The organism is Pseudomonas sp. PP3 (genome assembly GCF_905336995.1).
GTDB classification, from domain to species: Bacteria; Pseudomonadota; Gammaproteobacteria; order Pseudomonadales; family Pseudomonadaceae; genus Aquipseudomonas; species Aquipseudomonas reinekei.
In genome coordinates this window covers 1388028-1413763 of sequence record NZ_HG995459.1, presented here as the reverse complement: position 1 = coordinate 1413763, position 25736 = coordinate 1388028, and the positions used below count along the sequence as shown (strand labels likewise).

Genomic DNA, 25736 nt, shown 5'->3' with positions numbered 1-25736 from the left:
CAAGAAACCGGTTGTTCAAGGTGGGACGATAAATGGCCAAGGCACGCACGCATCAGCCGGATGGTTCTCTTTATCACTGGGCAGGATTAACAAAACATTACACTGCACAGTGTAGTTCCAAGGTTGCATCAAAGCCGATCGCAAGTAAACTACCGAGTGTAATTTCCTGCCGAAGCTAATTTATGACAGCTCCACAGCGCCTCACCGACCGCAAACGCGAAGCCATCATCCAGGCGGCGATTGCCGAGTTCCGTGCCCACGGTTTCGACATCACCAGCATGGACAAGATCGCCGCCACTGCCGGTGTGTCGAAGCGCACGGTGTATAACCACTTCCCTAGCAAGGAAGAGTTGTTCGCCGAAATCCTCAATCAATTATGGGCTCGCGTCACCGCAGAGCTGGAAACACCCTATCGAGCTGATCAACCGCTGCGAGAGCAACTGCGCCAGCAATTGATGGCAAAAATGCAGGTGCTGGCCGATGACAATTTTCTCGACCTGGCACGCGTGGCCATTGCGGCAACCATCCATTCCCCGGAGCGCGCGCAGAATATGGTGGCCCGCATGGGTGAACGCGAGGAAGGCCTGACTGTGTGGATTCGTGCGGCCCAGGCCGATGGTCGCTTGAAAGCCGTCGATCCCGCGTTTGCTGCGCAACAGGTCCAGGGTCTGCTCAAATCCTTCGCGTTCTGGCCGCAGGTTTCCATGGGGTTACCGGGCTTGTCGGCAGACATGCAGAACAATGTCGTGGAGTCGGCGCTCGATATGTTCCTGGCCTGCCACCTGTTGCAAAAATGACAATGTGTCTCCCGTTGGACGGCTGCTGATCAATCAGCGCAATGTGTTTCAGAATGAAACTGAGGTCGGGGTTATAGTGATCCAAGCCCAGCCGCCAGCAGAGATCACCATGACCACCACCAAAGCCAAACCAGCCTCCCCCGTCGATCATCTGCGCTTCCATCGCCCCCACGCCCACTTGGCGCCGACCTTTGGCAATGACAAGTTCGCCCTGCGTGCCGAGGCCTTTGCGCGGTTCTTTGGTACGCCGACTTTTCTCGGTGCACAGACACTGATCGTCGCGGTCTGGATCTGCCTCAACATCTCCGGTGTGACCCACTTCGATGCGTATCCCTTCATTTTGCTCAACCTGGCGTTCAGCCTGCAGGCAGCTTATGCCGCACCGTTGATTCTGCTGGCCCAGACCCGTCAGGCAGCACGCGATAAGGCGCAGTCCGAGGCCGATGCCCAGCATCGTGAAGCACTGGCGACTGCCAACAGTGAGCGGCAGGCAGAGGCGGCGAAGAACACCGCACAACTGATGGAGTTACTCGAACAAAACACTCGCCTGACTCAGATGACCAAAGAACTGAGCGAACGCATCGAAAACCTGACCTCGGAAATGCATGAGCACGTGTTGAACGCGGCGCCAACAAAAGGCTGAGCTGTTTAGGCGGCGAACGAACTTGCTCCGGACAGCGATCCGACGCTGGCGTGTGAAGCGGCTCCAAAAAATGGGACTGCTGCGCAGTCCAGCGGGAGCAAGCTCCCTCGCCACAGGTAAAGTGTTTGTTCTTAAGTGGACAGCATTACGCCTGTTTACGGCAGCTTCAACGACCGCCCCAACTCATCAAATACACCGACCGCGCCGTATTACGCGGTGATGTTCACCTCGCTGCGCACCGTCGCTGCTCAGGGGTATGCCGCAGCGGCTGAACGCATGGCTTTAGCCCCGCACCACACTTCGCAGCGCCGAAATCTCCGGCACGTCTGGCCGGTTCATGTACACCCGCAACGGTTCGGTGATGTTGATCCGGTCGTCGATGTTCTGGTCCAGCAGCAGCTGAATCAGCTCGCGCTTGAGGGTCATGGTTTGCTCGGGGCCGAGGGCCCAGACGAATTCGCTGGTGGGAATGATGCCGTCGTCCGCCACGTCCATGCCGAAAGAGTCTTCGCTGAAGCGCACGATGTAGTGGCCGGTCTTGCGGTTGAGGCCGACGAAGCCTTTGAGTTGGTCGGCGGCCTGGCAGATGAGCTGGGATGTGATGCGCATGGTAAACCTCACAAGGGTGATCGATGGTTTACACACAGGGCGGGCGATGACGGGTTCCCTCTGCCGGGGAAATTGCGGCCAAGCGTACTGCAAACGAGCGCACAAAAGCGCTGACGAATATCAGCTTTAAACACGTTTATGTCGGTCTCGCGATAGCGTTGGCAACGCTCAGTTGTTAAAAGGGACGTCTTTGAACCTATCGCGAAAGGATCTCGAGCATGCCTGCAACCTTCACCAAAAGCGCCTTGCTGCTGAGTCTGTTACTCGGCCTCGGTCAGGCCCACGCCGCGAGCGAGCCCGGCCCCACTGCGCTGGCCGCACGCTCGGGCATCCCGCATCCGGCGGTGATCGCCCACCGTGGCGCCTCGTTCGATGCACCGGAATCCACCGTTGCTGCGTACAAACTGGCCCGGGACCTCGGCGCCGATTACCTGGAGCTGGACCTGCAACGCAGCAAGGATGGCGTGCTGTTCGCCCTGCACGACGACAACCTGCAACGCACCACCGATGTCGCCAGTAAATTCCCGGAGCGCAAGGACAGCCCCGCCAATGCGTTCACCATGGCCGAACTGAAAACCCTGGATGCCGGCAGTTGGTTCAACACGGCTTACCCGGAGCGCGCGCGTCCTTCCTACGCGGGCCTGAAAATTCTGACCCTCGATGAGATCATCGACATTGCCCAGGGCAACCCGCTGCACAAGCCAGGCCTGTACATCGAAACCAAGGAGCCAAAGCAGTTTCCCGGCATCGAGCGCGACCTCAAGGACAAACTCCATGACCGTGGCTGGCTAAGCCCGGCCGGATCGAAACTGGCGAAGAGCGAGTTGGCGGTCGGCCAGGGCAAAGGCAAGGTGATCCTGCAAACCTTCGAGAAGAGCAGCCTCGAACTCCTGCAAAAAGAAATGCCGCAAGTACCGAAAATCCTCCTGCTGTGGGTGGGCGAAGGCAGCATCGAGCCGAAATCCAACGTGACGTTTGCCGAATCCGGCGAGAAGGACAAAGCCGCTTTTTACGCCAAACAGACGCCGAAGGACAAAGCCGAATTCCAGCGCTGGGTCGACTACGCCAAGGCCCAGGGCGCGATCGGTACCGGCCCTTCCGCTGCGCTGACCAAGGGCGGCGATCAGAGTTACTCGGACCTGGTGCAACCGTGGATGAACCAGTACACCCACGATCAGGGCCTGCTGGTGCACGTCTATACCATCGACGATGCGGTGGATTTTCAGAAGGTCATGGACGCTGGGGTCGACGGCATCTTTACCAACCGCGCCAGCGAGCTGTTGAAGTTCTATAAACGTCCGGCAGCGGCGAGTGTTGATCAGGTGTTGAAGAATAATGGGTATTAATGGGCGTCTGACACAGCACTGAGTCGACCCAATCGCGAGCAGGCTCGCTCCCACAGGTTTTGCATTGCCCTGGCGAATGTCGAGGCAAAGGGAATTTTAAGGGTGGATTAAGTTACAAAAGCTAATCTGATCCCACTTAAACAGCTCACCCAAGGAAAGAAGCTCATGAAAACTTTGACTGCCCTGTTCACCGCTGCCGCTCTGACACTCACCGCTGGTTTGGCCCAGGCTGATGTGCCTGTCGACCAGATTCCTCAGTTGGTCAAGGATGGCAAGATCAAGCCACTGGAAGAACTGAACCAGATCGTTCTGAAGCTGCATCCGGGTGCCACGATCACCGACAGTGACCTCGACAACCACTTCAACGGTTACGAGTACGAAGTCGAATTGCGCGACGCGAAAAACGTTGAATGGGACGTGGATTTGAACGCCGCTACCGGCGAAGTCTTGAAGAACAAAAAAGACGACTGATACACGCAGCAAAAAACCGCACGATTCAACGATCGTGCGGCTTTTTTGCGTCTGGGTTCTAGATCGCGCAAAAGCCAATCGGTACCCAGGCGTTTTCGTCAGGCGCTCAGACGCGCCGTCACCTCGTTCAATTCTCCCGACAAACCGTGCAAGTTGTTGCTCGCCGCTTCCGTGCGCTGCACGTTGTCCAGGTTGGTGCTGGCGATGCTGGTGATTTCGGTGAGGTTGCGCGAAATGTCTTCGGCCACCGAAGTCTGCTCTTCGGCGGCGGTGGCGATCTGGCGGTTCATGTCACGGATGGCTTCCACGGCGAGGGTGATGCGTTCAAGCATGGCGCCGGCCTGGGTGACTTGCTCGACGCTCTCATCGCTGCGCGCCTGACCGCTTTCAATCGCCTGCGCCGCATCGATCGCGCCGGTCTGCACGGTTTGAATGATCTGGTTGATCTCGATGATCGACGCCGCCGTGCGCTGGGCCAGGCTGCGAACTTCGTCGGCCACCACCGCAAAACCGCGCCCGGCTTCACCGGCGCGTGCCGCTTCGATGGCGGCGTTGAGCGCTAGCAGGTTGGTCTGTTCGGCGATGCCGCGAATCACTTCCAGCACCTTGCCAATGCGCCCGCTGTCGGTTTCCAGTTGGCGGATGACCGTGGCGGTGTTGGCGATTTCGCCACGCATTTGCGTGATGGTGTGGATAGTGCCCTGCATGACTTTTTCGCCCTGCTGCGCGGACTGATCGGCATCGTCTGCCGCGCGCGCCGCATCGGCCGCGTGGCGGGCGACTTCCTGGGCGGTGGCGGACATTTCGTTCATCGCCGTGGCCACCTGATCGGTGCGGTTGAATTGCTCGTTGGTGCCACCGGCCATCAAGGTGGCGATCGAATTCAGTTCACCGCTGGCGCTGTCCAGGTCTGACGCACTGCGCTGCAAACGGCTGAAGGTTTCAGCGAGGAAGTCACGCAGGGTGTTGGCGGCCATCGCCAGTTTGCCCAGTTCGTCCTGGCGATGGCTGGCGACACGCTGGGCGAAGCGGCCCTGGCTGAGTTGCGCGACGTATTCGATCAGTTGGCGAATCGGCTCGACCAGGTTGCGGTTGATCAGCCACAGGCTCAGCAGCCCGATCAACAGCCCTGAGGCGAGCATGACGATCAGCCCCAGCAGCACGGTGCGATCGGCACTGGCACTGATCAGCGTCGATTGCTCGGCTCCCTGCTTGCGCAGTTCGCTGACCAGTCCACTCATCTGCTCGCTGGTCGCACGGTCGACGCCTTTGACAGCGGCATCCCCCGCCGCCGGATCGCCACCGGCCGCCACGAAAGCATCACGGCCCTTCCGGTAAGCGGCGCCCAACTGTCGATGTTCGTCACGCAGCCGTTCGATGCGGGACTTGAGTGACGGTTCGATGCCCTTTTGCCCTGCCAGTTCGCCGAGGATGTTTTGCACATCGCGTTGACGGTCTTCGAACTGCGACCAGTACTTGTTCAGGTCCGCCGGTTGCTTGCCGCGCAGCAGGACGTTTTTCCACTCCTGCACCTGCACCTTGAATTGCAGGTTGGCTTCGTCGATCAATTGCGAAGTGTGCAATGGCCCTTCGATCAGGCTGGCGTAGCGTTGAACGCCGCTGGAGAGGAAATGAAAGCAAGCCAGGGCGATCAACAACATCGCCAACAGGCTACCGCTCAACAAGGCAAGAATTTGCGCTCTCAGGGACTTTTGCAAAAACATCGGAAGGTACTCATGGCAGGAATGAGACACGCCCCGGTAGGCGTGAAAGGTGTCCGGACATCCCTGTCCACGACCTTGGCGTTTGGCCGAGGGCGCGCAACTTAACCCATGCGTAATCGGCGTGCCAGAGCGGTTCTTGAGTCAAATCCGACCACCGGCAGAGCAATCGTTTGCGCTACACAATTGTCACAAAATCGTCATCCAGCCTTGCGATGATGCGGCTCACGTGAACCTGTAAAACCCGCGACAGGCGCCTCTCTTTGCGAGCTCTCATGAACCACAGCATTGATCAAAGCCATCGCGATCCGGATCTGTTCGGCCTGCTTTACGGTTTCAGTTTTCGCCCCGGCGAGCGCGGCCAGGAAATCGACTCGGCCAGGGCTTTGCGCTGCCTGCAGCAACCGGAAGACGACGAGCAGTTTCTCTGGCTGCACCTGAACCTCGCCCACGCCGCGTGCGAGCGCTGGATGAAAAACCATCTGGAGTTGCCCGACGAGTTTTTCGAAGCCTTGCATGAAGGTTCTCGGTCGACGCGCATCGAGCATGTCGACTCGGCGTTGCTGGCGGTGGTCAACGACGTGGTGTTCAACCTCAGCAGCATGGTCTCGTCGGATGTCTCGACGTTGTGGGTGTGCGCGCGCAGTCGGTTGATCATCAGCGCGCGCCTGCAACCGCTGCATTCGGTGGACAAGTTGCGTTCCTCGGTGAAGGCCGGCGAGTGCTTTCGTTCGCCACTGGAATTGCTGGTGCATTTGCTGCGCGACCAGGGTGAAGTGCTGACGCAGATCGTGCGCAAGACCAGCCAGAGTGTCGATCAGATCGAGGATGAATTGCTCTCCTCGCGCCTGTCGACCAACCGTGCCGAACTGGGCGCCAACCGACGGGTGCTGGTGCGCCTGCAACGCTTGCTGGCACTGGAACCGGGGTCGCTGCTGCGCCTGCTCAATCGCCCGCCGCCGTGGTTGCAAAAGGAAGACGTCAAGGAGCTGCGCAAATCCACCGAGGAGTTCGCGCTGATCATCAACGACCTGACGGCGCTCGGTGAGCGCATCAAGCTGCTGCAGGAAGAAATCGCCGCCAACCTCAACGAGCAGAGCAACCGCACGCTGTTCACCCTGACGGTGGTGACCGTGCTGGCGTTGCCGATCAACATCATTGCCGGTTTTTTCGGCATGAACGTGGGCGGGGTGCCGCTATCCCAGGATCCGGAAGGGTTCTGGATTCTGGTGGCGCTGGTGGCGACGTTTACCGTGATTGCCGGGCGTTGGGCGTTTCGTAAGCGCCAGGATTATTGAACGTTCCCGCAGCTTATGAGGCTGACTGAACCACTTGCCCCAACCAATCCATGAACGCCCTCACCCGCAACGGCAAATGCCGCTGGCGGGCGTAGAGCAGTGACACCTCCATGGACGGCGCGTTGAACTGCGGCAACACCTCGACCAATTCCCCGCCCAGCAGATGTTTGCGCATGCCCATTCGCGGCGCCTGGATCAGACCAAAACCACCCAGGCACGCCGACTCATAGGCGTCGGTGCTGTTGACCGTGATGCTGCCGGCCATCGGCAGCCGCTGCACCTTGCCATCGACCTCATAGACAAAACCTTCCGAACGCGCGCCCAGCACGCCCACGTAATGCACCAGCCGATGCTGCGCCAGATCTTCCAGCGTCTGCGGCATGCCGTAGCGCTGCACATACCCGGGGCTGGCGCAGTTGACCATGGCGAAGTCGCACAGATGCCGCGCAACCACCGATTGATCCGGTTGCGCCCCCACCCGCACCACACAATCGAAACCCTCACCGAGCAGGTCTACCCGCCGGTCGGTGCTGCTGATTTCCAGCTCAAGCAGCGGGTGACGCGCCGTGAACTCCGGCAGGCGCGGCATCACCACGCGCCGGGCCAGAATGTTCGGCATATCGACCCGAATGCGCCCCACCAAGGTGGCTTCGTCCTGACGGAACAGGCCTTCGATTTCATCCATGTGCGACAGCAGGTCCTTGCTGCGCTCGTACAGCACCAAACCGTCCTGGGTCGCCTGGACCTTGCGCGTGGTGCGCTGCAACAGGCGCGTACCCAGCAAGGCTTCCAGTGCCTGCACATGCTCGGACACCGTCGATCGGGGCAGACCCAGGCTTTCCCCGGCGAGGGTGAAACTCGACATCTCGCTGACCCGGACGAAGGTGCGCAGCAGTTCCAGCTTGTTCATGGGCCTGACCTTTATTGTTCGACTAAACCGACCAGTGATTCCGGTTTGCGCATATTTATCACTCTGTAGCGGATAAATAAACTTCCTCACACCCACTGTCCACTGCACTTGAGGAAGTCCCATGACCCGTAAAATCGCACTCATCACCGGCGCCAGCCGTGGCCTTGGCAAGAACGCTGCCTTGCATCTGGTCGCCCAGGGCGTCGACATCATCGGCACCTACAACAGCCGCGCCGATGAGGCCCAGGCGTTGGTCGCCGAAATTGAAAGCCTCGGTGGCCGTGCGGCCATGCTGCAACTCGACGTCGGCAAGAGTGAGCAGTTCGCCGCGTTCGCCACTCAACTGGCGACTGTCTTGCGCGACCAGTTCGACCGCGAGCACTTCGACTTCCTGATCAACAACGCGGGGATCGGCATGCATGCGAATTTCGTCGACACCACCGTCGAACAGTTCGACCTGCTGGTGAATATCCATTTCAAGGGGCCGTTTTTCCTCACGCAAACACTGCTGCCATTGCTCAATGACGGCGGACGCATCATCAATATTTCCAGCGGTCTGGCTCGTTTCAGTCTGCCGGGCTACGGCGCCTATGCAGCGATGAAAGGTGCGATGGAAGTGCTGACGCGTTACCAGGCCAAGGAGCTGGGTGCACGCAACATCAGCGTGAATATCCTTGCCCCCGGTGCGATCGAAACCGATTTCGGTGGCGGCGCCGTGCGTGATAACGCCGAGGTGAACAAGATGGTGGCGGGCAACACGGCGTTGGGTCGCGCCGGTCGGCCTGACGATATTGGCGCCGCGATTGCCTTGCTGGTCGCACCGGGGAGCCAGTGGATTAACGGGCAGCGAATTGAAGCGTCGGGCGGGATGTTCTTGTAAGTCGCTGCCAGCACAACCCTGTGGAGAGGGAGCTTGCTCCCTCTCCACACCTCAACAAACCACCCGGTTCAACAGCACCCGCTCGCGCACCACGTCATACGCCCAGTGATAAACGTAGGTGTACGGCAGGAAAAACAGCAGCACCCCGATATCCAGCAGGAACGCTTGCCACAGGCTGACGTTCAGCCACCACGCAATCAACGGCACGCCAAGGGCAACCAGTCCGCCTTCGAACAACATCGCGTGCACCACACGGACCCAGGCGTTGTGGGCAATGGCGAAACGCTTGAGCACCCGGTCGAACAGGCCGTTGAAGACCACGTTCCAGGCCAGCGCCAAGACGGCGATGACCACGGTGACGGCGCCCATTTCCAGCATCGGTTTGTCCATGATCCAGGCCAGCAACGGGGTACAGATCAGAATGGCCAGCAATTCGAAGCCGATGGCCTGGAAGATACGTTCAGTGATGGATTTGTTGGCGCTCATGGCCTGACTCCCTTGGGTGACGATGGTTGCCATGATCCGCCGTCCGACCGATACTTCATAACCAATAACCATCGATCAAGACGATAGTTCATGGCCTCGCATGAAGTGCTGCTGGCGTTTGTCGAAGCCGCCACCCAGGGTTCTTTTTCCGCCGCCGGGCGCAAGCTGGGCCGTAGTCAGTCGACCATCAGCGCGGCAGTGGCCAGCCTGGAGATCGACCTGAACCTGACGTTATTCGACCGCAGCAGCCGCAAACCCGGGCTGACGCCGGCCGGGCGCGTGGTGCTGCAACGGGCCGAGGAGATTCTGGCCGCCACCAGTCGTCTGGAAATGACCGCCAGCCAACTCTCCCAAGGGGTCGAGGCGAAACTGACTGTGGCGCTTTCCGACACCTATCAATCCGACCGCTTCGAAGCTTCGCTCAGTGCGTTCGAGCAGCGTTATCCGGACCTGGAGCTTGAATGCCTGATCGCCGAATGCGATGACTTGGTGGCGCTGGTGCAAAGCGGCCGGGCGCAGATTGCCTTTGCAGAAATGCAGGACAGCTATCCACCGGACCTGGTCAACTCGACGGTGGACGAACGCACGGAAATCGCCCTGTTCGTGTCGCCGCAGCATCCGTTGGCCACGCTGGATCAGATTGATCAGGAGGTGCTGCAGCAACACCGCGAATTGCGCCTGGCGACCATCGTCAACCCGTATGAGAGCCGGGCGAAGGGCCGCGTCTGGTCGGCGCCGAGTTATTTGATGCTGCTGGAAATGGCTCAGGGCGGTTTTGGCTGGGCGCCGTTGCCGCGCTGGCTGGTGGCACGTTTCGGGCCGGGGACCTTGCAAGAGCTGCAGGTGCGCGGCTGGCCGAAAACGGTGTCAGTGGATGCGCTGTGGTCGCGGCTGCATCCGCCGGGGCCGGCGGGGAGTTGGTTGCTGGGAAAGATGCTGGAATAGTGGTGAATCTACTGACCTCATCGCGGGCAAGCCCGCTCCCACAGGTTTTTGTATTGGTCGCAAATTGATGAAACACCACCCGACACGGTGGGAGCGGGCTTGCCCGCGATAGGGCCAGTGCGCTCACATCAATTTAACGCCTTGAGCCGGCCCTCGATAAACCGCCGCTCCGGCGCTTGCTGCGTCAACGCCAAGGCCCGCTCATACGCCTCCCGCGCCTGTTCCACCCGCCCCAACTGCCGACAAAACTCCGCCCGAGCCGAATGCGCCAGGTGGTAATCCAATAGATCACCGCGCGCCAGAATCGCCTCCACCAGGATCAACCCCGCCATCGGCCCATCGCGCTTGGAAATCGCCGCCGCCCGGTTCAACTCGATCACCGGCGAAGGCACCGCCCGCAGCAACACGTCATACAGCCCGACGATCTGCTCCCAATCGGTTTCATCCACCGACGGCGCTTCGGCATGTACTGCGGCAATCGCCGCTTGCAGGCAATACGGACCGAATCGGCGGCTGCTCAGTGCCCTTTCCACCAAGCTGCAACCTTCGGCAATCATTTCGCCGTCCCACAGCGTTCGGTCCTGTTCATCCAGCAAAACCAACTCGCCGTTCGCGCAGGTTCTGGCCACCCGCCGCGACTCGTGCAACAGCATCATGGCCAGCAAGCCCATGACCTCCGGTTCCGGCAGCAACTCCATCAATAACCGGCCGAGGCGAATCGCCTCGCGCGTCAGGTCTTCGCGGGTCACTTGTGCGCCGATGGACGCGGAGTAACCCTCATTGAACACCAGATAAATCACCCGCAGCACGCTGTCGAGGCGTTCGGGCAGTTCCGCCAGGGAGGGCACTTGATAGGGGATTTTTGCGTCACGGATTTTTGCCTTGGCACGCACGATGCGCTGGGCGATGGTCGCCGGCGCCGAGAGAAAGGCCCGGGCGATTTCTTCCGTGGTCAGGTCGCAGACTTCCCGCAGGGTCAGCGGCACCTGGGCATCCGCTGCCAATGCCGGGTGACAACAGGTGAAGATCAGGCGCAAGCGATCGTCTTCCACGTCTTCGTCACTCCAGTCGGCCTGCTCCAGTTCTTCCAGTTGCGCCAGCAACAATGGCCGCGAAGCATTGAACCGCGCACGTCGACGCAGCACGTCGATGGCCTTGAAACGCCCGGTGGACACCAGCCAGGTGCGCGGGTTATCCGGCACGCCGTCCCGTTGCCAGCGCTCGACCGCGACGAAGAACGCCTCGTGCAAGGCCTCTTCGGCGAGGTCGAAGTCGCCGAGCAAGCGAATCAATGTCGCCAGAATCCGCCGCGACTCTTCACGATAAACCTGCTCGACCCGCGCCTTGACCGCCGCAACCACCATCATTCAAGGATTCAGCTGGCGCACGGGGCGCACTTCAACGCTGCCGACCCGCGCCGCCGGGATGTTCCCGGCCACCTGGATCGCTTCGTTGAGGTCCTTGGCATCGATCAGGTAGAACCCGGCCAATTGCTCCTTGGTTTCGGCGAACGGGCCGTCGGTGATCGACATTTTGCCGTTGCGCATGCGCACCGTGGTGGCGGTCTGCACGGACTCCAGCGCCTCGGCGGCGACCATCCGGCCGCTGCCCTGGATCGACTCGGCATAAGCCATGCACTCAGAATCGTGCGGGCTTTCCGGCAACGAATGCAGCAAATGCTCATCGCTGTAGACCAGGCATAAATACTTCATCACGCTCTCCTTATCGAACGGAACAACGATGGCCGCGGGTCGGCACTTTGGCGCTGTTTGCGATAAAAAACTTCAGGGCTTGAGGTCGAACAGCGGTGCGCCGGTCTGCATGTCGAACGGCGCCGACCAGTGTTCATGAACGATCTGCCACAACCCGGCTGCCTGACGATAGCACTGCGAGACGCGCATCCAGCAGGCCTGGGTTTCGCCTTTCTCATTGGTGCCACCACAATGCGCCAGCCAGTGAGCGAAAGCGATTTCCTGAGACGGCTCGATGGTGACCTCGTGGAACTCGAAGATGTGCGGGCCGGGGCACATTTGCATGCATTCCTGCCAATGGGCGCGGTAGGCGGGCTTGCCCTTGAATTGCAACGCCTTGACCGCATCGAAGGAGACGATGTCATCGGCATACAGCGCCATGACTTTTTCCACGTCCTTGGACATGACGGCCTGGCGATAGCTGTCGATCAGGTTCTGGATCTGGGTTTGCGAGTTCATGGTGGTTCTCCGTGGTTTTTATGGGAAGACACCCTTAGTCGTCTGGCGATCCGGTGAATCGACAGGTGAAATAAAAATAATCCAGATCGCCGGAATCGCTAGAATCCGAGACTCAATAGATGATGGAAAAAGGACACTCCAGTGACAGCCCGACTCGTGCCGTATGAAAGCCTGAATGCGCAGCAACGCCTGCAGGTCGAAGCCATTGAAGTACATCCCGAGCAAATAAAGTTCTCCGGTGACATCCACGGTGCCTTGCACACCTTGTTGTCCAAGCCCGGCCCGGGCGTCAAAGGATTTGCCCTGCTGGCCGAAGACATTCCCGTGGCCTTCCTGCTGCTCAAGCGCCCACCCGCGCTTCCGGCCTGGGCCAATGAACACAGCGCCACCTTGCATGCGCTGCAAGTCGACCAACGGTCCCAAGGCAAAGGTTATGGCAAGGCCTGCCTCAAAGCGCTGCCCGAGGCGGCGCGCTTGGCCTGGCCGGAGATTCGCGGGTTGGAATTGTCGGTGGATGCGGACAATGCGTCGGCCATTGGCTTGTATGCCCAATATGGCTTTGTCGACAGTGGCGAGGCGTACAAGGGGCGGATTGGTTATGAGCGGCGGATGGGAATGATTTTCTAGGCTACCCACCGGGCTTTGTATTGATTCAGAGATTGAGCAGCATCTCATGCCACGCCATGCCGCCATGGTCAGACGCCGATGGCTTGATGTAGGCAAAACCGAAACCGGCATACAGCGGAATGTGCCGTTCCTTGCACATCAGGTGGATGCTGGTTTTGCCCAGCGCACGCATGCGCTCGATGAATTCGCCCATCAAACGTTTCGCCAACCCCTGCCCTTGATAATCCGGGTGCACCACCACCGACATGATCACCACGTTCGGCCCGTCCGGGTCGTGGCCGATCAATTCCTTGAACGCTTCGTCCGACATTTCCACCTGGAACGCCGCCCCCGAATTGATGAAACCGGCCACCACGCCGTCCACTTCGGCAACGATGAAACCCTCGGGCCAGGTGGCAATGCGCGCTGCGATTTTCTCACGGGTCGCGGCTTCGTCACCTTCGTAGGCAATGGTTTCAATGGCGTAGCAGCGGTCCAGGTCGGCCGGTGTGACATTGCGGATAACGGTGTTCATGGCAGCTCGGGGTCAACGAAGAATAGGTTGGGGAATGTTAAATCAGCAGCCGCGTGACATCGAGTGGCGAATCTCCCGATCCGCCACTCGATGCATGGATTACGCCTTGATCGGCAGCCAGATTTCCAGCTTGCCGGTGTTGAGCTTCGGGTTGAAGTCTTCGCTGTAGCGTTCGAACTCCGGGGCATCCGCCGCTTCTTTACCGGACTGCGGCAACCAGATTTTCCAGATGTACTGAAAGGTCGCGGGCAACTGATCCAGCGAGCCTTTGTGCTCGAACACCGCGTAATGCTGAGCCTGAATCTCGACCCAACGGTACTTGTCTGGCAGGTCGTCAAGCTTGTCGATCTCGACGCCGGCGATGTACTCGAATCCCCCTTTGCCATCCGGATTGCAACAGATGCCGTAGGTTACTTCGCTTTTTTGACCGGGAATCCTGCCCATCTCGGGAATGAATTTCTCCCAGAGTGCGGGAATGCCTTGGGTTGTCTCTTGGGTAAATCGGCCACCCAGCCCGGCAATCAGCAGGAAATGCCCGTGCTCAAAACGGGGTTCGGACACTTCGACGCGTGTTTGCTCATCCATGACTCGACTCCTGAAGCTAAAAAGTGGGTTCGGCTGGGAGTATAGAAGCCAAACCCGGTTCGCCCGGTTAGAGTGCGTGCAACTGCTCGGCGGCGCCTGTGCCAACAAACTCGTTGTAGCCCGATAGAATCACGTACACCGCGAAATAGCAGAAGATCGCCGCCGATGCCATGTAGGAGTAGCGCAGCAATTTGTCGCCGAGCAACTTGCCGCCGTGGCTTGCGGCAAAGCACAGGCCGACACACCAGAGAATCCCCGCGCAGAGAAAACCGCCGAGAAACAGCGCGGAACTGAGGGCGCCACCGCCACCGGAACGGGCGATCAACGTGCCCCCCACCGCAGCGAACCAGAGAATCGCACTGGGCGACGACATGGCCAGGAAGATCCCGCGAAAGAACTCTTTGCGATGGGAGTTGTGCCCGACTTCTGCCGTCTCCGCCAGCAGCGCTTCATGGTGGATCGCCGAATAAATCATCTTCGCCGCGAAGTACACCAGCAGCGCCGAGCCACCGATCCACAACACCCAGCGCACGGTTTCGTATTGCAGCAACACGGTCATGCCCGCCAGGGCCAGCACGGCGTAGATCAGGTCGCCGACGCAGGTGCCCAATCCCAGCGCAAAGCCTTGAAAATAGCCGCGCTGCATCGCCAGGGTGATCATCGCAATGTTGGCCACGCCGATGTCCAGGCACAGCGAAAGGCTCAGCAAGAAGCCGCTGGTAAATTCCATCTAACCCTATCCTTCGGAAAAAATTGTTTATTTTGAGGCTGGACAGTCTGCCACAGCTGCCCTTACATTCCGCCACAGGTCACCACAGTGACCAGCGTCGCTCGGACGGTTCCGGGCGCTTACGTTATCCGAGGCAACAATGGCCGAACAAGGTTCGCCGCGCCGCTTTGCGCGCATAGATCGACTCCCCCCTTACGTTTTCAACATCACTGCCGAGCTGAAGATGGCCGCCCGACGTCGTGGCGAAGACATCATCGACTTGAGCATGGGCAACCCTGACGGCGCCACGCCGCCGCACATCGTCGACAAACTCGTCCAGGTCGCCCAGCGCGAAGACACCCACGGTTACTCGACGTCCAAGGGCATTCCGCGCCTGCGCCGGGCGATTTCCAACTGGTACAAGGAACGCTACGAGGTCGACATCGACCCGGAAAGCGAAGCCATTGTCACCATCGGCTCCAAGGAAGGCCTGGCGCATTTGATGCTGGCGACTCTGGACCAGGGCGACACGGTGCTGGTGCCAAACCCGAGCTACCCGATTCACATCTACGGTGCCGTGATTGCCGGCGCCCAGGTGCGATCGGTGCCGCTGGTGCCGGGCGTGGATTTCTTCGCGGAACTGGAGCGGGCCATTCGCGGCTCGATCCCGAAACCGAAAATGATGATTCTGGGCTTCCCGTCCAACCCGACCGCACAATGTGTGGAGCTGGATTTCTTCGAACGGGTCATCGCCCTCGCCAAGCAGTACGACGTGCTGGTGGTGCATGACCTGGCCTACGCCGACATCGTCTACGACGGCTGGAAAGCCCCGTCGATCATGCAGGTGCCGGGCGCCAAGGACATTGCGGTGGAGTTTTTCACCCTGTCCAAGAGCTACAACATGGCCGGTTGGCGCATCGGTTTCATGGTCGGCAACCCGGAGCTGGTCAACGCCCTGGCGCGGATCAAGAGCTACCACGACTACGGCACCTTCACCCCGCTGCAAGTGGCGGCGATTGCCGCACTGGAAGGCGATCAGCAATGCGTGCGCGACATCGCCGAACAGTACCGGCAGCGCCGAAACGTGTTGGTCAAAGGCCTGCATGAATTGGGTTGGATGGTGGAAAACCCGAAGGCGTCGATGTATGTCTGGGCGAAGATTCCCGAGGCTTATGCGCATCTGGGCTCGCTGGAGTTCGCCAAGAAGCTGCTGGCTGAGGCCAAGGTGTGCGTCTCGCCGGGTGTGGGTTTCGGCGAGTATGGCGATGATCATGTGCGCTTTGCGCTGATCGAAAACCAGGATCGGATTCGTCAGGCCGTGCGCGGGATTCGCGGGATGTTCCGGGCGGATGGGCTGGTCACCAAACCCAACGCCTGAACTCCGATACCTGTGACAACAACGATCCTGTGGCGAGGGAGCTTGCTCCCGCCGGGTCGCGAAGCGGCCCCGAAACCGGTCACCGCATTTCTTCAGCCAGGACGCCTTGACCGGGTTTGCGACTGCTTCGCAGCCGAGCGGGAGCAAGCTCCCTCGCCACAAAAGTGATCAACGTTGAGTTTTGATCACCCACAAAAAAACCGCATCGCTGCGGTTTTTTTGTATCTGGCGAATCGCTTAAACGAACAGCGACAACAACAGAATAAAGCCCAGGCCCACCACCGACAGGATGGTTTCCATCGCGGTCCAGGTCTTGAAGGTTTCGGCCACGGTCATGTTGAAGTACTGCTTGACCAGCCAGAAACCGGCGTCGTTCACGTGGGACAGGATCAGGGAGCCGGCACCGGTCGCCAGCACCAGCAGCTCACGGTTCACACCCGGGATCATCCCGACCACCGGCACCACGATGCCCGCGCCAGTGATGGTCGCTACGGTTGCCGAACCTGTGGCAATACGAATCACCGCCGCCACCAACCACGCCAGCAGGATCGGCGAGATCTGTGCGTTGACCGCCATGTGGCCGATCACGTCACCCACGCCGCTGGTCACCAGCATCTGCTTGAAGCCACCACCGGCACCGATGATCAGGATGATCGCGGCGGTCGGCGCAAGGCTCGCGTCCAGCCATTTCATCATTTGGCTGGAACCGATGCCCTGTTTGTAGCCGAAGGTGTACAGCGACAGCAGCAAAGCCAGCAGCAATGCCGAGATCGGGTGACCGATCAGGTCCATGAAGGAACGGAAGATGTTGCCCTCCGGCAGCACCACGTCGGCGAAGGTCTTGAGCAGCATCAGGAACACCGGCAGCAGCACGGTCACCAGGGTGATGCCGAAGCTTGGTAGTGCAGCCGAATCCGTTTCGCGGGCCAGTTGATCCACCAGCTCCTGGTTCGGATGACCGGGGATGTGCTTGGCGATGAACGTACCGAAGATCGGACCGGCAATGATCGCGGTCGGCAGCGCCACGATCAGGCCATAAAGAATGGTTTTACCGATGTCGGCACCGAACACGCCAATCGCCAGCAGCGGGCCCGGGTGCGGCGGCACCAGGCCGTGTACCGCGGACAGGCCGGCCAGCAGCGGGATACCGATCTTGATGATCGACACGCCAGTGCGACGGGCAACGATGAACACCAGCGGAATCAGCAACACGAAGCCGATTTCAAAGAACAGCGGAATGCCCACCAGGAACGCGGCGAACATCATGGCCCACTGCACTTTGTCCTTGCCGAAGGCGCGGATCAGGGTCTGGGCAATCTGGTCTGCCCCGCCCGACTCGGCCATCATTTTGCCGAGCATGGTGCCCAGCGCCAGGATGATGCCGACGAAACCGAGCACGCCACCGAAGCCGTCCTGGAACGCCTTGATGATCGTGCCGATCGGCATGCCGGACGTCAGCCCGAGGAAGGCGGCGGCAATGATCAGGGCAAGGAACGGGTGCAACTTGAACTTGGTAATCAAGACGATAAGCCCGATCACCGTGACCACTGCATCGAGCAGCAGGAACGTCTCGTGGGACATGCCAAACATTAGGGGTGTCTCCTGGTTGTTGTTGTTATTAAAGCGGGTAATTCGAAAGCCATAAGGACAGCGCTATCTCTGCAAGCAAAAAATTAACCGGCGCGCTTCAAGCCATGCTCGAGCCACCAGTGGTGAGCCTGGACGGCCAGTTCATCAACGCTGTGGTTCGAAGCATCGAGGGCCAGGGTCAATGGCTCGCCGACGGGGGATTCGAGGGTGGCGAACTGGCTGTCGATCAGGGTCGACGGCATGAAGTGGCCCGGCCGGTGGGAAACACGGTCGGCGGCGACTTCGGGGGTCAGCTCCAGGAACACAAAGCCCAGGCCCGGCAAGGCACTGCGCAGACGTTCGCGGTAAATAAGCTTGAGCGCCGAGCACGTCAGCACCGGGCGCTGGCCCTTGGCGTCAATGCGGCGCAATTCATCGCACAGGCTGTCGAGCCAGCCGGCACGGTCTTCGTCGTTCAGGGGAATACCCGCGCTCATCTTTTCGATATTGGCGGCAGGGTGGAAAGAGTCGCCTTCAATGGCAGTGGCGCCGCTCAGTTGGCACAGGGCTTCACTGACGCACGTCTTGCCGCAACCGGCAACGCCCATGATGACCAGGGCGGTGATGGGATGATTCATGTAACACCTCAGCGCGCAGACAGCGCTACCTTTGTCAGCTATGACACTCAAACAAAAGCAGAAGTTGCCGACGCCTTTCTTGTCATTTTATGGGTTGCAGCATGTTCGGTCTCAACGCCAAAAAGCGAGGATCAGGCGAACCCCCGCTCACGCATTTGCAGCTGCATCGAGACAGCGCTACCTTAGTGCCTTGAATTTTGTTTGGCAAGCCGTCGATGAATCCAACTAAAAACGATAAAAATACCCGCACCACTGGCCGCCCTACTCTGAACGAAGTCGCACGCCTGGCCGGTGTCAGCCCGATTACCGCTTCGCGCGCCTTGCGCGGCGTGAGCAGCGTGGCCACCGAACTGGTGGAAAAAGTCCAGAAAGCCGCACTTGAGCTCAACTATGTGGTCAACCCTGCCGCCCGTGCATTGGCCTCGGCCCAGAGCCATTCGGTGGTGGTTTTGGTGCCGTCGTTGTCCAACCTGCTGTTCATCGACACCCTGGAAGCCATTCATCAGGTTTTGCGTCCCAAGGGCTTCGAAGTGCTGATCGGCAACTTCCATTATTCCCGCGACGAAGAAGAAAACCTGCTGCGCAATTACATGGCCTATCAGCCGCGCGGCTTGTTACTGACCGGGTTTGACCGCACCGAAAGCTCGCGGCGGATGATCGAAGCCAGCAACATTCCTTGCGTGTACATGATGGAGCTGGACAGCGCCGCCGGCCTTAATTGCGTCGGCTTCTCGCAACTGGCCGCTGGAGAGACAGCCGCCGAGCACCTGCTATCCCGTGGTCGCAAGCGCCTGGCCTACATCGGTGCGCAACTGGACCAGCGCACCTTGCTGCGCGGCGAAGGTTACCGCCGCGCTCTGCAGAAGGCCGGTCTGTACGACCCGGCCCTGGAAGTGCTGACCCCACGCCCGTCTTCCGTAGGCCTGGGTGGCGAATTGTTTTTGCAGATGATCGCCAGCCATCCGGATGTCGATGCAATCTTCTTCGGCAACGACGACCTGGCTCAGGGCGCGTTGCTTGAAGCCATGCGCCACGGGATCAAAATCCCCGAACAGGTGGCGATCCTCGGCTTCAACGACCTGCCGGCGTCGGCGCACATGGTGCCGCGCCTGAGCAGCATCAACACCCCGCGTGAAGCGATCGGCCGTCGCGCAGCCGAACAGATGTTGACCCTGATGGCCGGCAACACGGTGGCCAGGCCCGTCCAGGACATGGGGTTTGAGCTGAAGGTGCGAGAAAGCACCTGACGACACCGCTCATGTCTGCAAAGGAGCCGGCTTGCTGGCGATGGCGACTTGACCATCGACATCGATTTCGCCTGATAACAGCTATCGCCAGCAAGCCGGCTCAAACATTTCCATACGGTGCGTGAGGTATGATTTCCAGACGCCTTATTCGCTGATGGAGTAGCAACATGGACCATTCACTGAAAGTGCTCGGCAAAGCCTCGTCGATCAACGTCCGCAAGGTGCTGTGGACCTGCGAGGAACTGGGCTTGTCCTTCGAGCGCGAGGATTGGGGCAGCGGGTTTGCCTCGACCCATAGCCCCGAGTTTCTCAGGTTCAACCCCAACGCCCAGGTCCCGGTGATCATCGATGAGGCGGGGGTGTTGTGGGAGTCCAACACCATCTGCCGCTATCTGGCCGGCAAACACCAACACCATCACGAGTTGCTGCCCGGCGAACCGGCCGCCCGCGCCCGGGTAGAGCAATGGATGGACTGGCAGGCCACCGATCTCAATGCAGCCTGGAGCTACGCGTTCATGGCGCTGGTGCGCAAGGACCCCGAATATCAGGACGCCCATCGCATTGAAGTCGGCATACGTGGCTGGAACCAGAAAATGGCCATCCTCGAACACCAACTCGCGACCACCAAGGCTTACGTCGCCGGCGCGCGGTTTAGCCTGGCCGATATCGTCATCGGCCTGTCGATCAACCGTTGGCTGATGACGCCGATCGAGCGCCCCGATTACCCGGCCATCGATGAGTATTTCAAGCGCCTGGCGCAGCGCCCGGGTTTCCTCAAGCATTGCTGTAATGGCTTGCCTTGAGCGGTCCCGCGCTATCGCCCATCATTGATGGCCATGCGGTCGAACGCTGCCGCCGCGCGGCAAGGTTTGACCGCACAACAGCCTCGCCAGCGATTTAGTTAAACGCTAACCAATTGATATAAATAAGCTTTTTATTAAAGGCATACTATTTGCTCCAGGCACCGCACCACAAACACCTACAAGGTCTCTTCTCATGTTGGTCAGTGCAAAATCAAACCTGGTAGCCCCGATCCCCAAACGCCCTGGTGAAGATCCAACCGCCGAAGCCGCTGCCGGCCTTCAAAGCGTCATGGCCCAGGCCCTGCAAAACAACGTGCAGGCGCAAACCACGCAAGCCGGTACGCAGGTTCAGGAATCCGCCACTCAAGTTGCCACGCAACAGGTCAGCGAGGCCGCGAAGGTGAGCGACAACGTCGATGAGGCGTTCGCCAAGACCCGCGTGAATCTGCAAGCGGTGTATGCCCCGCTGCCGGATGACGTCAAGGACCGGATCGGTAGCGGTTCAGCAACGGAAGAGTTCAAGGACTACATGAGCAAAACCCCGGAGCAGCGCATGCGTGATGCGATCCTTGAGGAAATGGGGCTGACGCAGGAAGAGGTCGACGCCATGCCGCCGGAGAAACAGCAAGCGATCGGTGAAGAGATTGCCCAGCGCATGGAAGACAAGATGAAGATGGCCAAGGCCGAAGAAGCCAACGAACGTCACGACAAGCCGGGCGCTGAGGCCGTGGACCAACTGGTCGCTTCGCTTTGAGGTGTATGAAGAGATAAAAAAGGGTCCCTCTACCGGGACCCTTCTTTATTTGTTGCCCTTAATTCAACTGCAAGGTTGAGTTGAATTGACTGATCGCATCCACCACGTGCCGCGATCCCTGTTGAATTTCCAGAATCACTTCCCCCGCCTCGTTTGCCAGTTCCACCCCGAGCCCTGTTCGACTCAGGCTCGATTGCATGCTCGACACGGCACTCAAGGACAAATCGTGGTTCTTGCGCACCACGTCGACAATCTCCAGCGTCGCCTGACTCGTCCGTGCCGCGAGGCTGCGCACTTCATCGGCCACCACCGCAAAACCCCGTCCATGCTCGCCGGCGCGAGCAGCTTCGATCGCGGCGTTGAGCGCCAGCAGGTTGGTCTGATCGGCGATGCCTCGGATGGTCTGCACGATGGTGCCGATGATGTCCGATTGTTTGCTCACCGCATCGATACTCAGCGCGGCCTGGTTCAGGTCCCTGGAAATGTCCTGGATGATCTGCACCGTTTGCTGCACCACCTCGGAACCTTTACGTGCGCAGGCATCGTTTTGCACTGAGGTGCTGTGGGCCGATTCCGCAGCGGTTTGCAGGGTGGTCATCTGGGCGGTGATGTCGCTGGCGAATTTCACCACTTTGTAGAGCCGCCCCTTGGTATCGAACAATGGGTTGTAGGACGCTTCGAGGTAAACCGTCTGACCCTGCTTGTTCTTGCGCTCGAAACGGTGCGAGTGATATTCGCCGCGGTTGAGCGAAGCCCAGAATGCCTTGTAGGCGGACGACTCGGCTTCGGCGCGGTGACAGAACAGACTGTGGTGTTGCCCGATCACTTCGTTGAGCGAGTACTGCATGGTCTTCAGGAAGTTTTCATTGGCGGTGATCACCCGGCCTTCCGGGGTGAATTCGATCACTGCCATGGAGCGGCCGATGGCGGCCAGCATGCTGGCGTTTTCGTGTTCCTTGTTGACCTTCTCGGTAATGTCAGTGGCGACCTTGATCACGCTTCGCACCTGCCGGTCGGGGCCGAATACCGGCATGTAGCTGGCTTCGAGCCAGATTTCCTTGCCGCTCTTGTCCAGGCGCAAAAAGGTACCGCTGACCGGCTCGCCACGGGCCAGGTCACGCCACAATCTGGCGTACTCCTCGCTGCGGTAGAGCGCCTCTTCGCAGAACACCCGATGGTGCTTGCCGCGAACTTCTTCAGCGCCGTAACCCATGACGCTGCAGAAGTTTTCATTGGCATCGAGGACGATACCCTCGGGGGTGAATTCAATCATCGCCATCGAACGACTGACCGCCGCCAACCTGGCATTGGCCTCGGTCAGCGCGCAACTGAAGCGTTCGATTTCCAGCAGGTCAGCCTTGTGATGTAGGTTAAACATGGTCGTATCACCCTATGCGCGGTCTTTTGACTTATTGAAAGTTGCTGGTCTTTCAAATCCACCACTACGTTCCACAGAACAGGCACACGCATCCCTCCAAAATCAGGAAGGACCAGTCAGGTGATTAATGATGTTCAATCGGAGGGTCCTTGTTGCGACACTCTCATCAAGACATCCTTCTCTTGATAGCCCGCGGGCGGGCCAGCCCTAACGTGTTCATAAGAAAATTCCTTTTCCCGGACAGCTCCAATGACGTGTGTCGGTGCCTTGGGTTGCGCACTCTGCATACTAACCATCACATTGCGGTCGACATGGTTAGTTATCCGTCAGCATAGCCAGAGGCGTAGGGCTTGCAAGGCCACTAGTCGGCCAGTATTGGGTACAAAAACGATTCAGCGTGGAGGGAATCAAACGATGGGCGATGACGGGCGCCAAGATCGGTAAAGGCAGTATCGGCTTGTGGAACGGGGCGTTGCCCTGATCAGGAACCCATGCCGTCTGAGCCACGGCGCAGAAATTTGTTGCACACTATTTTCCACGTGATCGCTCCCGCATTGCGCGGGAGCGATCGGTCAGCGCAGGCTCAATGCCCGAACACATTGACCTTTTTGGCTTTCTTGTCGGCGCGCTTTTCGATAGCGGTTTTTGCCGGCTTTTTCTTGTCTGCTTTCTTTGAATCCATACCTTTGGACATGATGCGTACTCCACTCACAGGGGATGTGAGATCAGGTATACACCTATCCTTGAGGCCGCGTTCTTTTATAATCGCCCGCTTTGCGCACCGACAGCCCGAGACCATGCCCGATACCCATTTCACCCGACTCGATGAGCCGCTTTGGCCATTGATGAACAAGTTCTACCGCGCTCATCAATCGTCAATGAAAGCGGTTCGCGACGCGCAATTGTGGGTGGCCCGGCGCGACGACATCGTCGGCGCGTTGTGTTTGCGCCCGGTATCTGGCGGGCATTGGCTGACCGGCCTGTTCGTCGATCCGGCGAGTCGTGAACAAGGCATCGCCGCCGCGTTGATTACCGCGGCGGTGAAGGATTGCGAATTACCGGTATGGCTGTTCTGTCACCCGGACTTGCGGGGCTTTTATGAGCGTCGCGGCTTTACCTTTGATCCGCCAATGCCCTACGCGATGGTCGAGCGCCTGAGTCGCTATGCACGCAGCAAACCAATGATCGCCATGGGTCTGGAACCGCTGGTCAGTCATCCGCATTCGGATCGAGATCCGGGAACATCACTTCGGTGAAGCCGAATTTGCTGAAGTCGCTGATGCGCGATGGATATAACCGGCCGATCAAGTGATCGCACTCATGCTGCACCACCCGCGCATGAAACCCCGATGCAACACGGACGATTGGTTGCCCCTTGGGATCGAAACCCTCGTAGCGGATGTGTTGATAACGCTCCACCGCGCCGCGTAGGCCCGGCACCGACAGGCAGCCTTCAAACCCCTCTTCCAGGGTCGGACTCAGTGGTGTGATCAGCGGGTTGATCAGGATCGTCTGCGGCACCGCTTCGGCGTCCGGGTAGCGTTCGCTGTGCTCGAAACCGAAGATCACCAGTTGCAGATCAACGCCGATCTGCGGCGCAGCCAAACCGACGCCGCCCACGCTCTCCATGGTCTGGAACATGTCGTCGATCAGTTGCCACAACTCGGGGCTGTCGAACATGTCGGCAGGCACTGGCGGGGCAATGCGCAGCAGGCGTTCATCGCCCATTTTCAGGATTTCACGAATCATGGTCAGGTTTCGTCAATGGTTGGTTTGGGTTGTGAATGATCACGGCCCAGTCCCGACACGTGCTGTTTTTCTTCGTGGACGGGACCTTGCTCGCCAGCAACTTTCTCGCCAGGGTCCTTGCCCTCGCGTGACATGTGCTCGATCACCGCATTCATCTCCGCACCGAGCAACAGCACCGCGGCGGAAATATAGAAATACAGCAATAGCACAATGATCGCGCCGATACTGCCATACATGGCGTTGTAGTTGGCGAACTCCTTGACGTACAAACCGAAGCCCAGCGAGGCGATGATCCACACCACCACCGCCAGCACCGAACCTGGGGTGATGAAGCGGAATTCCTGTTTGACGTCAGGCATGACGTAGTAGATAAGCGCCACCGCGACCATCAACAGAATCACGATCACTGGCCAGCGCGCGATGGTCCACAGGGTGACGATGAAAAACTCGAGGCCGACTTGCGCTGCGATCCAGCTCATCACTTGCGGCCCGAGCACCATCAACGCGGCCGCGATCAGCAGCATGCCGGCGATGCCGACGGTGTAGATGATCGACAGCGGAAAACGCTTCCATACCGGGCGACCTTCGACCACGTCGTAAGCGGCGTTCATCGCACTCATCATCAAGCGCACGCCGGCCGAAGCCGTCCACAGGGCAATCACGATACCCACCGACAGCAAGCCACCCTTGGACTGCTGGAGCTGGTCGATCACCGGGTTCACCTGCTCCAGGGCCTGGGGCGGCAACACCAGTTCCGATTGCAGGCGTAACCACGAAAAGAAGTCCGGAAGATGCAGGAAACCGATCAGGGCGATCAGGAACAGAATGAAGGGGAACAGCGAAAACAGCATTTGATAGGCCAGCGCCGAGGCATAGGTCGACATCTCGTCGTCAACGAACTCGGTGACCGTGCGCACCATCACACGGTGGATGGGCAGACCTTTCATGTCCGGGAAAATCATTAGCGTCTCCTTTCGCCGCAAACAGGGTGGGGTTGTAGTCGTGGCGACTCAGGGGCCGTTTTCTTTCATCAAAGTAGCCTACCTGGCGACTTTGAAACAATTTCATCCATCAAGTTCAGGCTGACACAAAAACGGCCATCTGTGGATGGCCGTCTCGAGACGTCTTCAACGGCCGGATCAGGCCTTGTCGACACCTTTTTTCACGGCGTCCTTGGCCTTGCCGACCGCTTGCTGGGCCTCGCCTTTCTTCTCCTGGACCACGCCTTCGGCGCGCATTTTGTCATTACCGGTGGCCTTGCCGACGCCTTGCTTGACGTTACCAGCGGCTTCGTTGGCCATGCCTTTCACTTTATCGCCTGTGCTGCCCATGATGAATCTCCTGCGTATATTTCAATGGGAGGAAAAGTCGTTACACAGGGTTGACCGGGAGCGTTTACGCGGAGTTTCATTTATTTTCAGCACGACATTTCATCGCGCAATGCAGGTTGGGCTTTATGTTTGCCCGGC

The 25736-nt window shown here is 59.3% G+C and carries 29 protein-coding genes; 13 read left to right on the top strand and 16 right to left on the bottom strand.

Annotation, left to right across the window (positions count from 1 at the left end):
• Window positions 1–182 precede the first annotated feature (182 nt).
• Both KHO07_RS06550 and KHO07_RS06545 read left to right on the top strand, forming a co-directional pair.
• Window positions 183–797, top strand: a complete 615-nt coding sequence (locus KHO07_RS06550) for a TetR/AcrR family transcriptional regulator (protein WP_212626745.1) — start codon at window positions 183–185, stop codon at window positions 795–797.
• Between the two features lie 109 nt (window positions 798–906).
• Window positions 907–1440, top strand: a complete 534-nt coding sequence (locus KHO07_RS06545) for a DUF1003 domain-containing protein (protein WP_150733631.1) — start codon at window positions 907–909, stop codon at window positions 1438–1440.
• Window positions 1441–1722: 282 nt separating this feature from the next.
• Here the strand turns inward: KHO07_RS06545 and KHO07_RS06540 are convergent, their stop codons facing one another.
• Complete coding sequence (locus KHO07_RS06540; protein ID WP_212626744.1) at window positions 1723–2049, bottom strand: DUF2025 family protein; 327 nt, start codon at window positions 2047–2049, stop codon at window positions 1723–1725.
• 218 nt (window positions 2050–2267) lie between these two features.
• Here KHO07_RS06540 and KHO07_RS06535 point away from each other — a divergent pair, with 218 nt between their 5' ends.
• Entirely contained in the window at window positions 2268–3395 is a 1128-nt protein-coding gene (locus KHO07_RS06535) for a glycerophosphodiester phosphodiesterase (RefSeq protein ID WP_212626743.1), read from the top strand.
• Between the two features lie 165 nt (window positions 3396–3560).
• Window positions 3561–3866: a PepSY domain-containing protein gene (locus tag KHO07_RS06530; RefSeq protein ID WP_130905159.1), complete on the top strand. Its 306-nt coding sequence runs from the start codon at window positions 3561–3563 to the stop codon at window positions 3864–3866.
• Window positions 3867–3964: 98 nt separating this feature from the next.
• On the opposite strand, the gene KHO07_RS06525 is transcribed toward KHO07_RS06530, so the two are convergent.
• Window positions 3965–5590 (bottom strand): methyl-accepting chemotaxis protein, encoded by a 1626-nt coding sequence (locus tag KHO07_RS06525; RefSeq protein ID WP_212626742.1) that lies wholly within the window; start codon window positions 5588–5590, stop codon window positions 3965–3967.
• A 272-nt stretch (window positions 5591–5862) separates the two neighbouring features.
• Here KHO07_RS06525 and KHO07_RS06520 point away from each other — a divergent pair, with 272 nt between their 5' ends.
• Complete coding sequence (locus KHO07_RS06520; RefSeq protein WP_075945370.1) at window positions 5863–6885, top strand: transporter; 1023 nt, start codon at window positions 5863–5865, stop codon at window positions 6883–6885.
• Between the two features lie 13 nt (window positions 6886–6898).
• Here KHO07_RS06520 and KHO07_RS06515 read toward each other — a convergent pair whose 3' ends face one another.
• Window positions 6899–7795 (bottom strand): LysR family transcriptional regulator, encoded by an 897-nt coding sequence (locus KHO07_RS06515; protein ID WP_212626741.1) that lies wholly within the window; start codon window positions 7793–7795, stop codon window positions 6899–6901.
• A gap of 121 nt (window positions 7796–7916) precedes the next feature.
• Here KHO07_RS06515 and KHO07_RS06510 point away from each other — a divergent pair, with 121 nt between their 5' ends.
• Window positions 7917–8675, top strand: coding sequence for an SDR family oxidoreductase (locus KHO07_RS06510; RefSeq protein ID WP_212626740.1), 759 nt, complete (start codon window positions 7917–7919; stop codon window positions 8673–8675).
• Window positions 8676–8726: 51 nt separating this feature from the next.
• Here the strand turns inward: KHO07_RS06510 and KHO07_RS06505 are convergent, their stop codons facing one another.
• Window positions 8727–9161 (bottom strand): multidrug/biocide efflux PACE transporter, encoded by a 435-nt coding sequence (locus tag KHO07_RS06505; protein ID WP_150733933.1) that lies wholly within the window; start codon window positions 9159–9161, stop codon window positions 8727–8729.
• Window positions 9162–9251: 90 nt separating this feature from the next.
• On the opposite strand from KHO07_RS06505, the gene KHO07_RS06500 reads away from it, so the two are divergent.
• Window positions 9252–10106, top strand: coding sequence for a LysR family transcriptional regulator (locus tag KHO07_RS06500; RefSeq protein WP_212626739.1), 855 nt, complete (start codon window positions 9252–9254; stop codon window positions 10104–10106).
• A 128-nt stretch (window positions 10107–10234) separates the two neighbouring features.
• Here the strand turns inward: KHO07_RS06500 and KHO07_RS06495 are convergent, their stop codons facing one another.
• The 3 genes from KHO07_RS06495 to KHO07_RS06485 form a co-directional block, all read right to left on the bottom strand.
• Entirely contained in the window at window positions 10235–11470 is a 1236-nt protein-coding gene (locus KHO07_RS06495) for an RNA polymerase sigma factor (protein ID WP_212627590.1), read from the bottom strand.
• Window positions 11471–11473: 3 nt separating this feature from the next.
• On the bottom strand, window positions 11474–11818 hold the full coding sequence (locus tag KHO07_RS06490; RefSeq protein ID WP_056852587.1) for a YciI family protein: 345 nt from the start codon (window positions 11816–11818) through the stop codon (window positions 11474–11476).
• Window positions 11819–11890: 72 nt separating this feature from the next.
• Window positions 11891–12316, bottom strand: a complete 426-nt coding sequence (locus tag KHO07_RS06485) for a nuclear transport factor 2 family protein (RefSeq protein WP_150733638.1) — start codon at window positions 12314–12316, stop codon at window positions 11891–11893.
• Window positions 12317–12457: 141 nt separating this feature from the next.
• On the opposite strand from KHO07_RS06485, the gene KHO07_RS06480 reads away from it, so the two are divergent.
• Window positions 12458–12943 carry a GNAT family N-acetyltransferase gene (locus tag KHO07_RS06480; RefSeq protein WP_212626738.1) on the top strand — a complete coding sequence of 162 codons (486 nt, stop codon included), beginning with the start codon at window positions 12458–12460 and terminating at the stop codon, window positions 12941–12943.
• A 25-nt stretch (window positions 12944–12968) separates the two neighbouring features.
• Here KHO07_RS06480 and KHO07_RS06475 read toward each other — a convergent pair whose 3' ends face one another.
• From KHO07_RS06475 to KHO07_RS06465, 3 genes are all read right to left on the bottom strand, one after another.
• Window positions 12969–13457 carry a GNAT family N-acetyltransferase gene (locus KHO07_RS06475; RefSeq protein WP_150733640.1) on the bottom strand — a complete coding sequence of 163 codons (489 nt, stop codon included), beginning with the start codon at window positions 13455–13457 and terminating at the stop codon, window positions 12969–12971.
• Window positions 13458–13556: 99 nt separating this feature from the next.
• Window positions 13557–14042 carry a GyrI-like domain-containing protein gene (locus KHO07_RS06470; protein ID WP_212626737.1) on the bottom strand — a complete coding sequence of 162 codons (486 nt, stop codon included), beginning with the start codon at window positions 14040–14042 and terminating at the stop codon, window positions 13557–13559.
• A 67-nt stretch (window positions 14043–14109) separates the two neighbouring features.
• Window positions 14110–14772: a LysE family translocator gene (locus tag KHO07_RS06465; protein ID WP_150733642.1), complete on the bottom strand. Its 663-nt coding sequence runs from the start codon at window positions 14770–14772 to the stop codon at window positions 14110–14112.
• Between the two features lie 139 nt (window positions 14773–14911).
• On the opposite strand from KHO07_RS06465, the gene alaC reads away from it, so the two are divergent.
• Window positions 14912–16129, top strand: coding sequence for an alanine transaminase (gene alaC, locus KHO07_RS06460; protein WP_212626736.1), 1218 nt, complete (start codon window positions 14912–14914; stop codon window positions 16127–16129).
• 237 nt (window positions 16130–16366) lie between these two features.
• Here the strand turns inward: alaC and KHO07_RS06455 are convergent, their stop codons facing one another.
• Window positions 16367–17719, bottom strand: a complete 1353-nt coding sequence (locus KHO07_RS06455) for a GntP family permease (protein WP_150733644.1) — start codon at window positions 17717–17719, stop codon at window positions 16367–16369.
• A gap of 83 nt (window positions 17720–17802) precedes the next feature.
• Window positions 17803–18336: a gluconokinase gene (locus tag KHO07_RS06450; RefSeq protein WP_150733645.1), complete on the bottom strand. Its 534-nt coding sequence runs from the start codon at window positions 18334–18336 to the stop codon at window positions 17803–17805.
• 215 nt (window positions 18337–18551) lie between these two features.
• On the opposite strand from KHO07_RS06450, the gene KHO07_RS06445 reads away from it, so the two are divergent.
• The 3 genes from KHO07_RS06445 to KHO07_RS06435 all read left to right on the top strand — a co-directional run bounded on the left by KHO07_RS06445 (window position 18552) and on the right by KHO07_RS06435 (window position 21140).
• Window positions 18552–19583 carry a LacI family DNA-binding transcriptional regulator gene (locus tag KHO07_RS06445; protein WP_150733646.1) on the top strand — a complete coding sequence of 344 codons (1032 nt, stop codon included), beginning with the start codon at window positions 18552–18554 and terminating at the stop codon, window positions 19581–19583.
• Between the two features lie 167 nt (window positions 19584–19750).
• Window positions 19751–20386, top strand: a complete 636-nt coding sequence (locus KHO07_RS06440) for a glutathione S-transferase (protein WP_150733647.1) — start codon at window positions 19751–19753, stop codon at window positions 20384–20386.
• Between the two features lie 193 nt (window positions 20387–20579).
• The gene (locus KHO07_RS06435; protein ID WP_212626735.1) at window positions 20580–21140 is read left to right on the top strand and encodes a hypothetical protein; all 561 of its coding nucleotides are present in this window, start codon (window positions 20580–20582) and stop codon (window positions 21138–21140) included.
• Between the two features lie 58 nt (window positions 21141–21198).
• Here the strand turns inward: KHO07_RS06435 and KHO07_RS06430 are convergent, their stop codons facing one another.
• A complete protein-coding gene (locus KHO07_RS06430) occupies window positions 21199–22518 on the bottom strand; it encodes a PAS domain-containing methyl-accepting chemotaxis protein (RefSeq protein WP_150733649.1) in 1320 nt (439 codons plus the stop codon).
• 797 nt (window positions 22519–23315) lie between these two features.
• Between KHO07_RS06430 and KHO07_RS06425 the strand changes: the two genes are divergently transcribed.
• A complete protein-coding gene (locus tag KHO07_RS06425; RefSeq protein ID WP_212626734.1) occupies window positions 23316–23774 on the top strand; it encodes a GNAT family N-acetyltransferase in 459 nt (152 codons plus the stop codon).
• Here KHO07_RS06425 and def read toward each other — a convergent pair.
• From def to KHO07_RS06410, 3 genes are all read right to left on the bottom strand, one after another.
• Complete coding sequence (def, locus tag KHO07_RS06420; protein WP_150733651.1) at window positions 23728–24267, bottom strand: peptide deformylase; 540 nt, start codon at window positions 24265–24267, stop codon at window positions 23728–23730. The two genes, KHO07_RS06425 and def, sit on opposite strands and share 47 nt — an antisense overlap.
• Window positions 24268–24269: 2 nt before the next feature.
• Window positions 24270–25229 carry a YihY/virulence factor BrkB family protein gene (locus KHO07_RS06415; RefSeq protein WP_150733652.1) on the bottom strand — a complete coding sequence of 320 codons (960 nt, stop codon included), beginning with the start codon at window positions 25227–25229 and terminating at the stop codon, window positions 24270–24272.
• Window positions 25230–25406: 177 nt separating this feature from the next.
• Window positions 25407–25598 (bottom strand): CsbD family protein, encoded by a 192-nt coding sequence (locus KHO07_RS06410; protein ID WP_046816634.1) that lies wholly within the window; start codon window positions 25596–25598, stop codon window positions 25407–25409.
• Window positions 25599–25736: the final 138 nt, after the last annotated feature.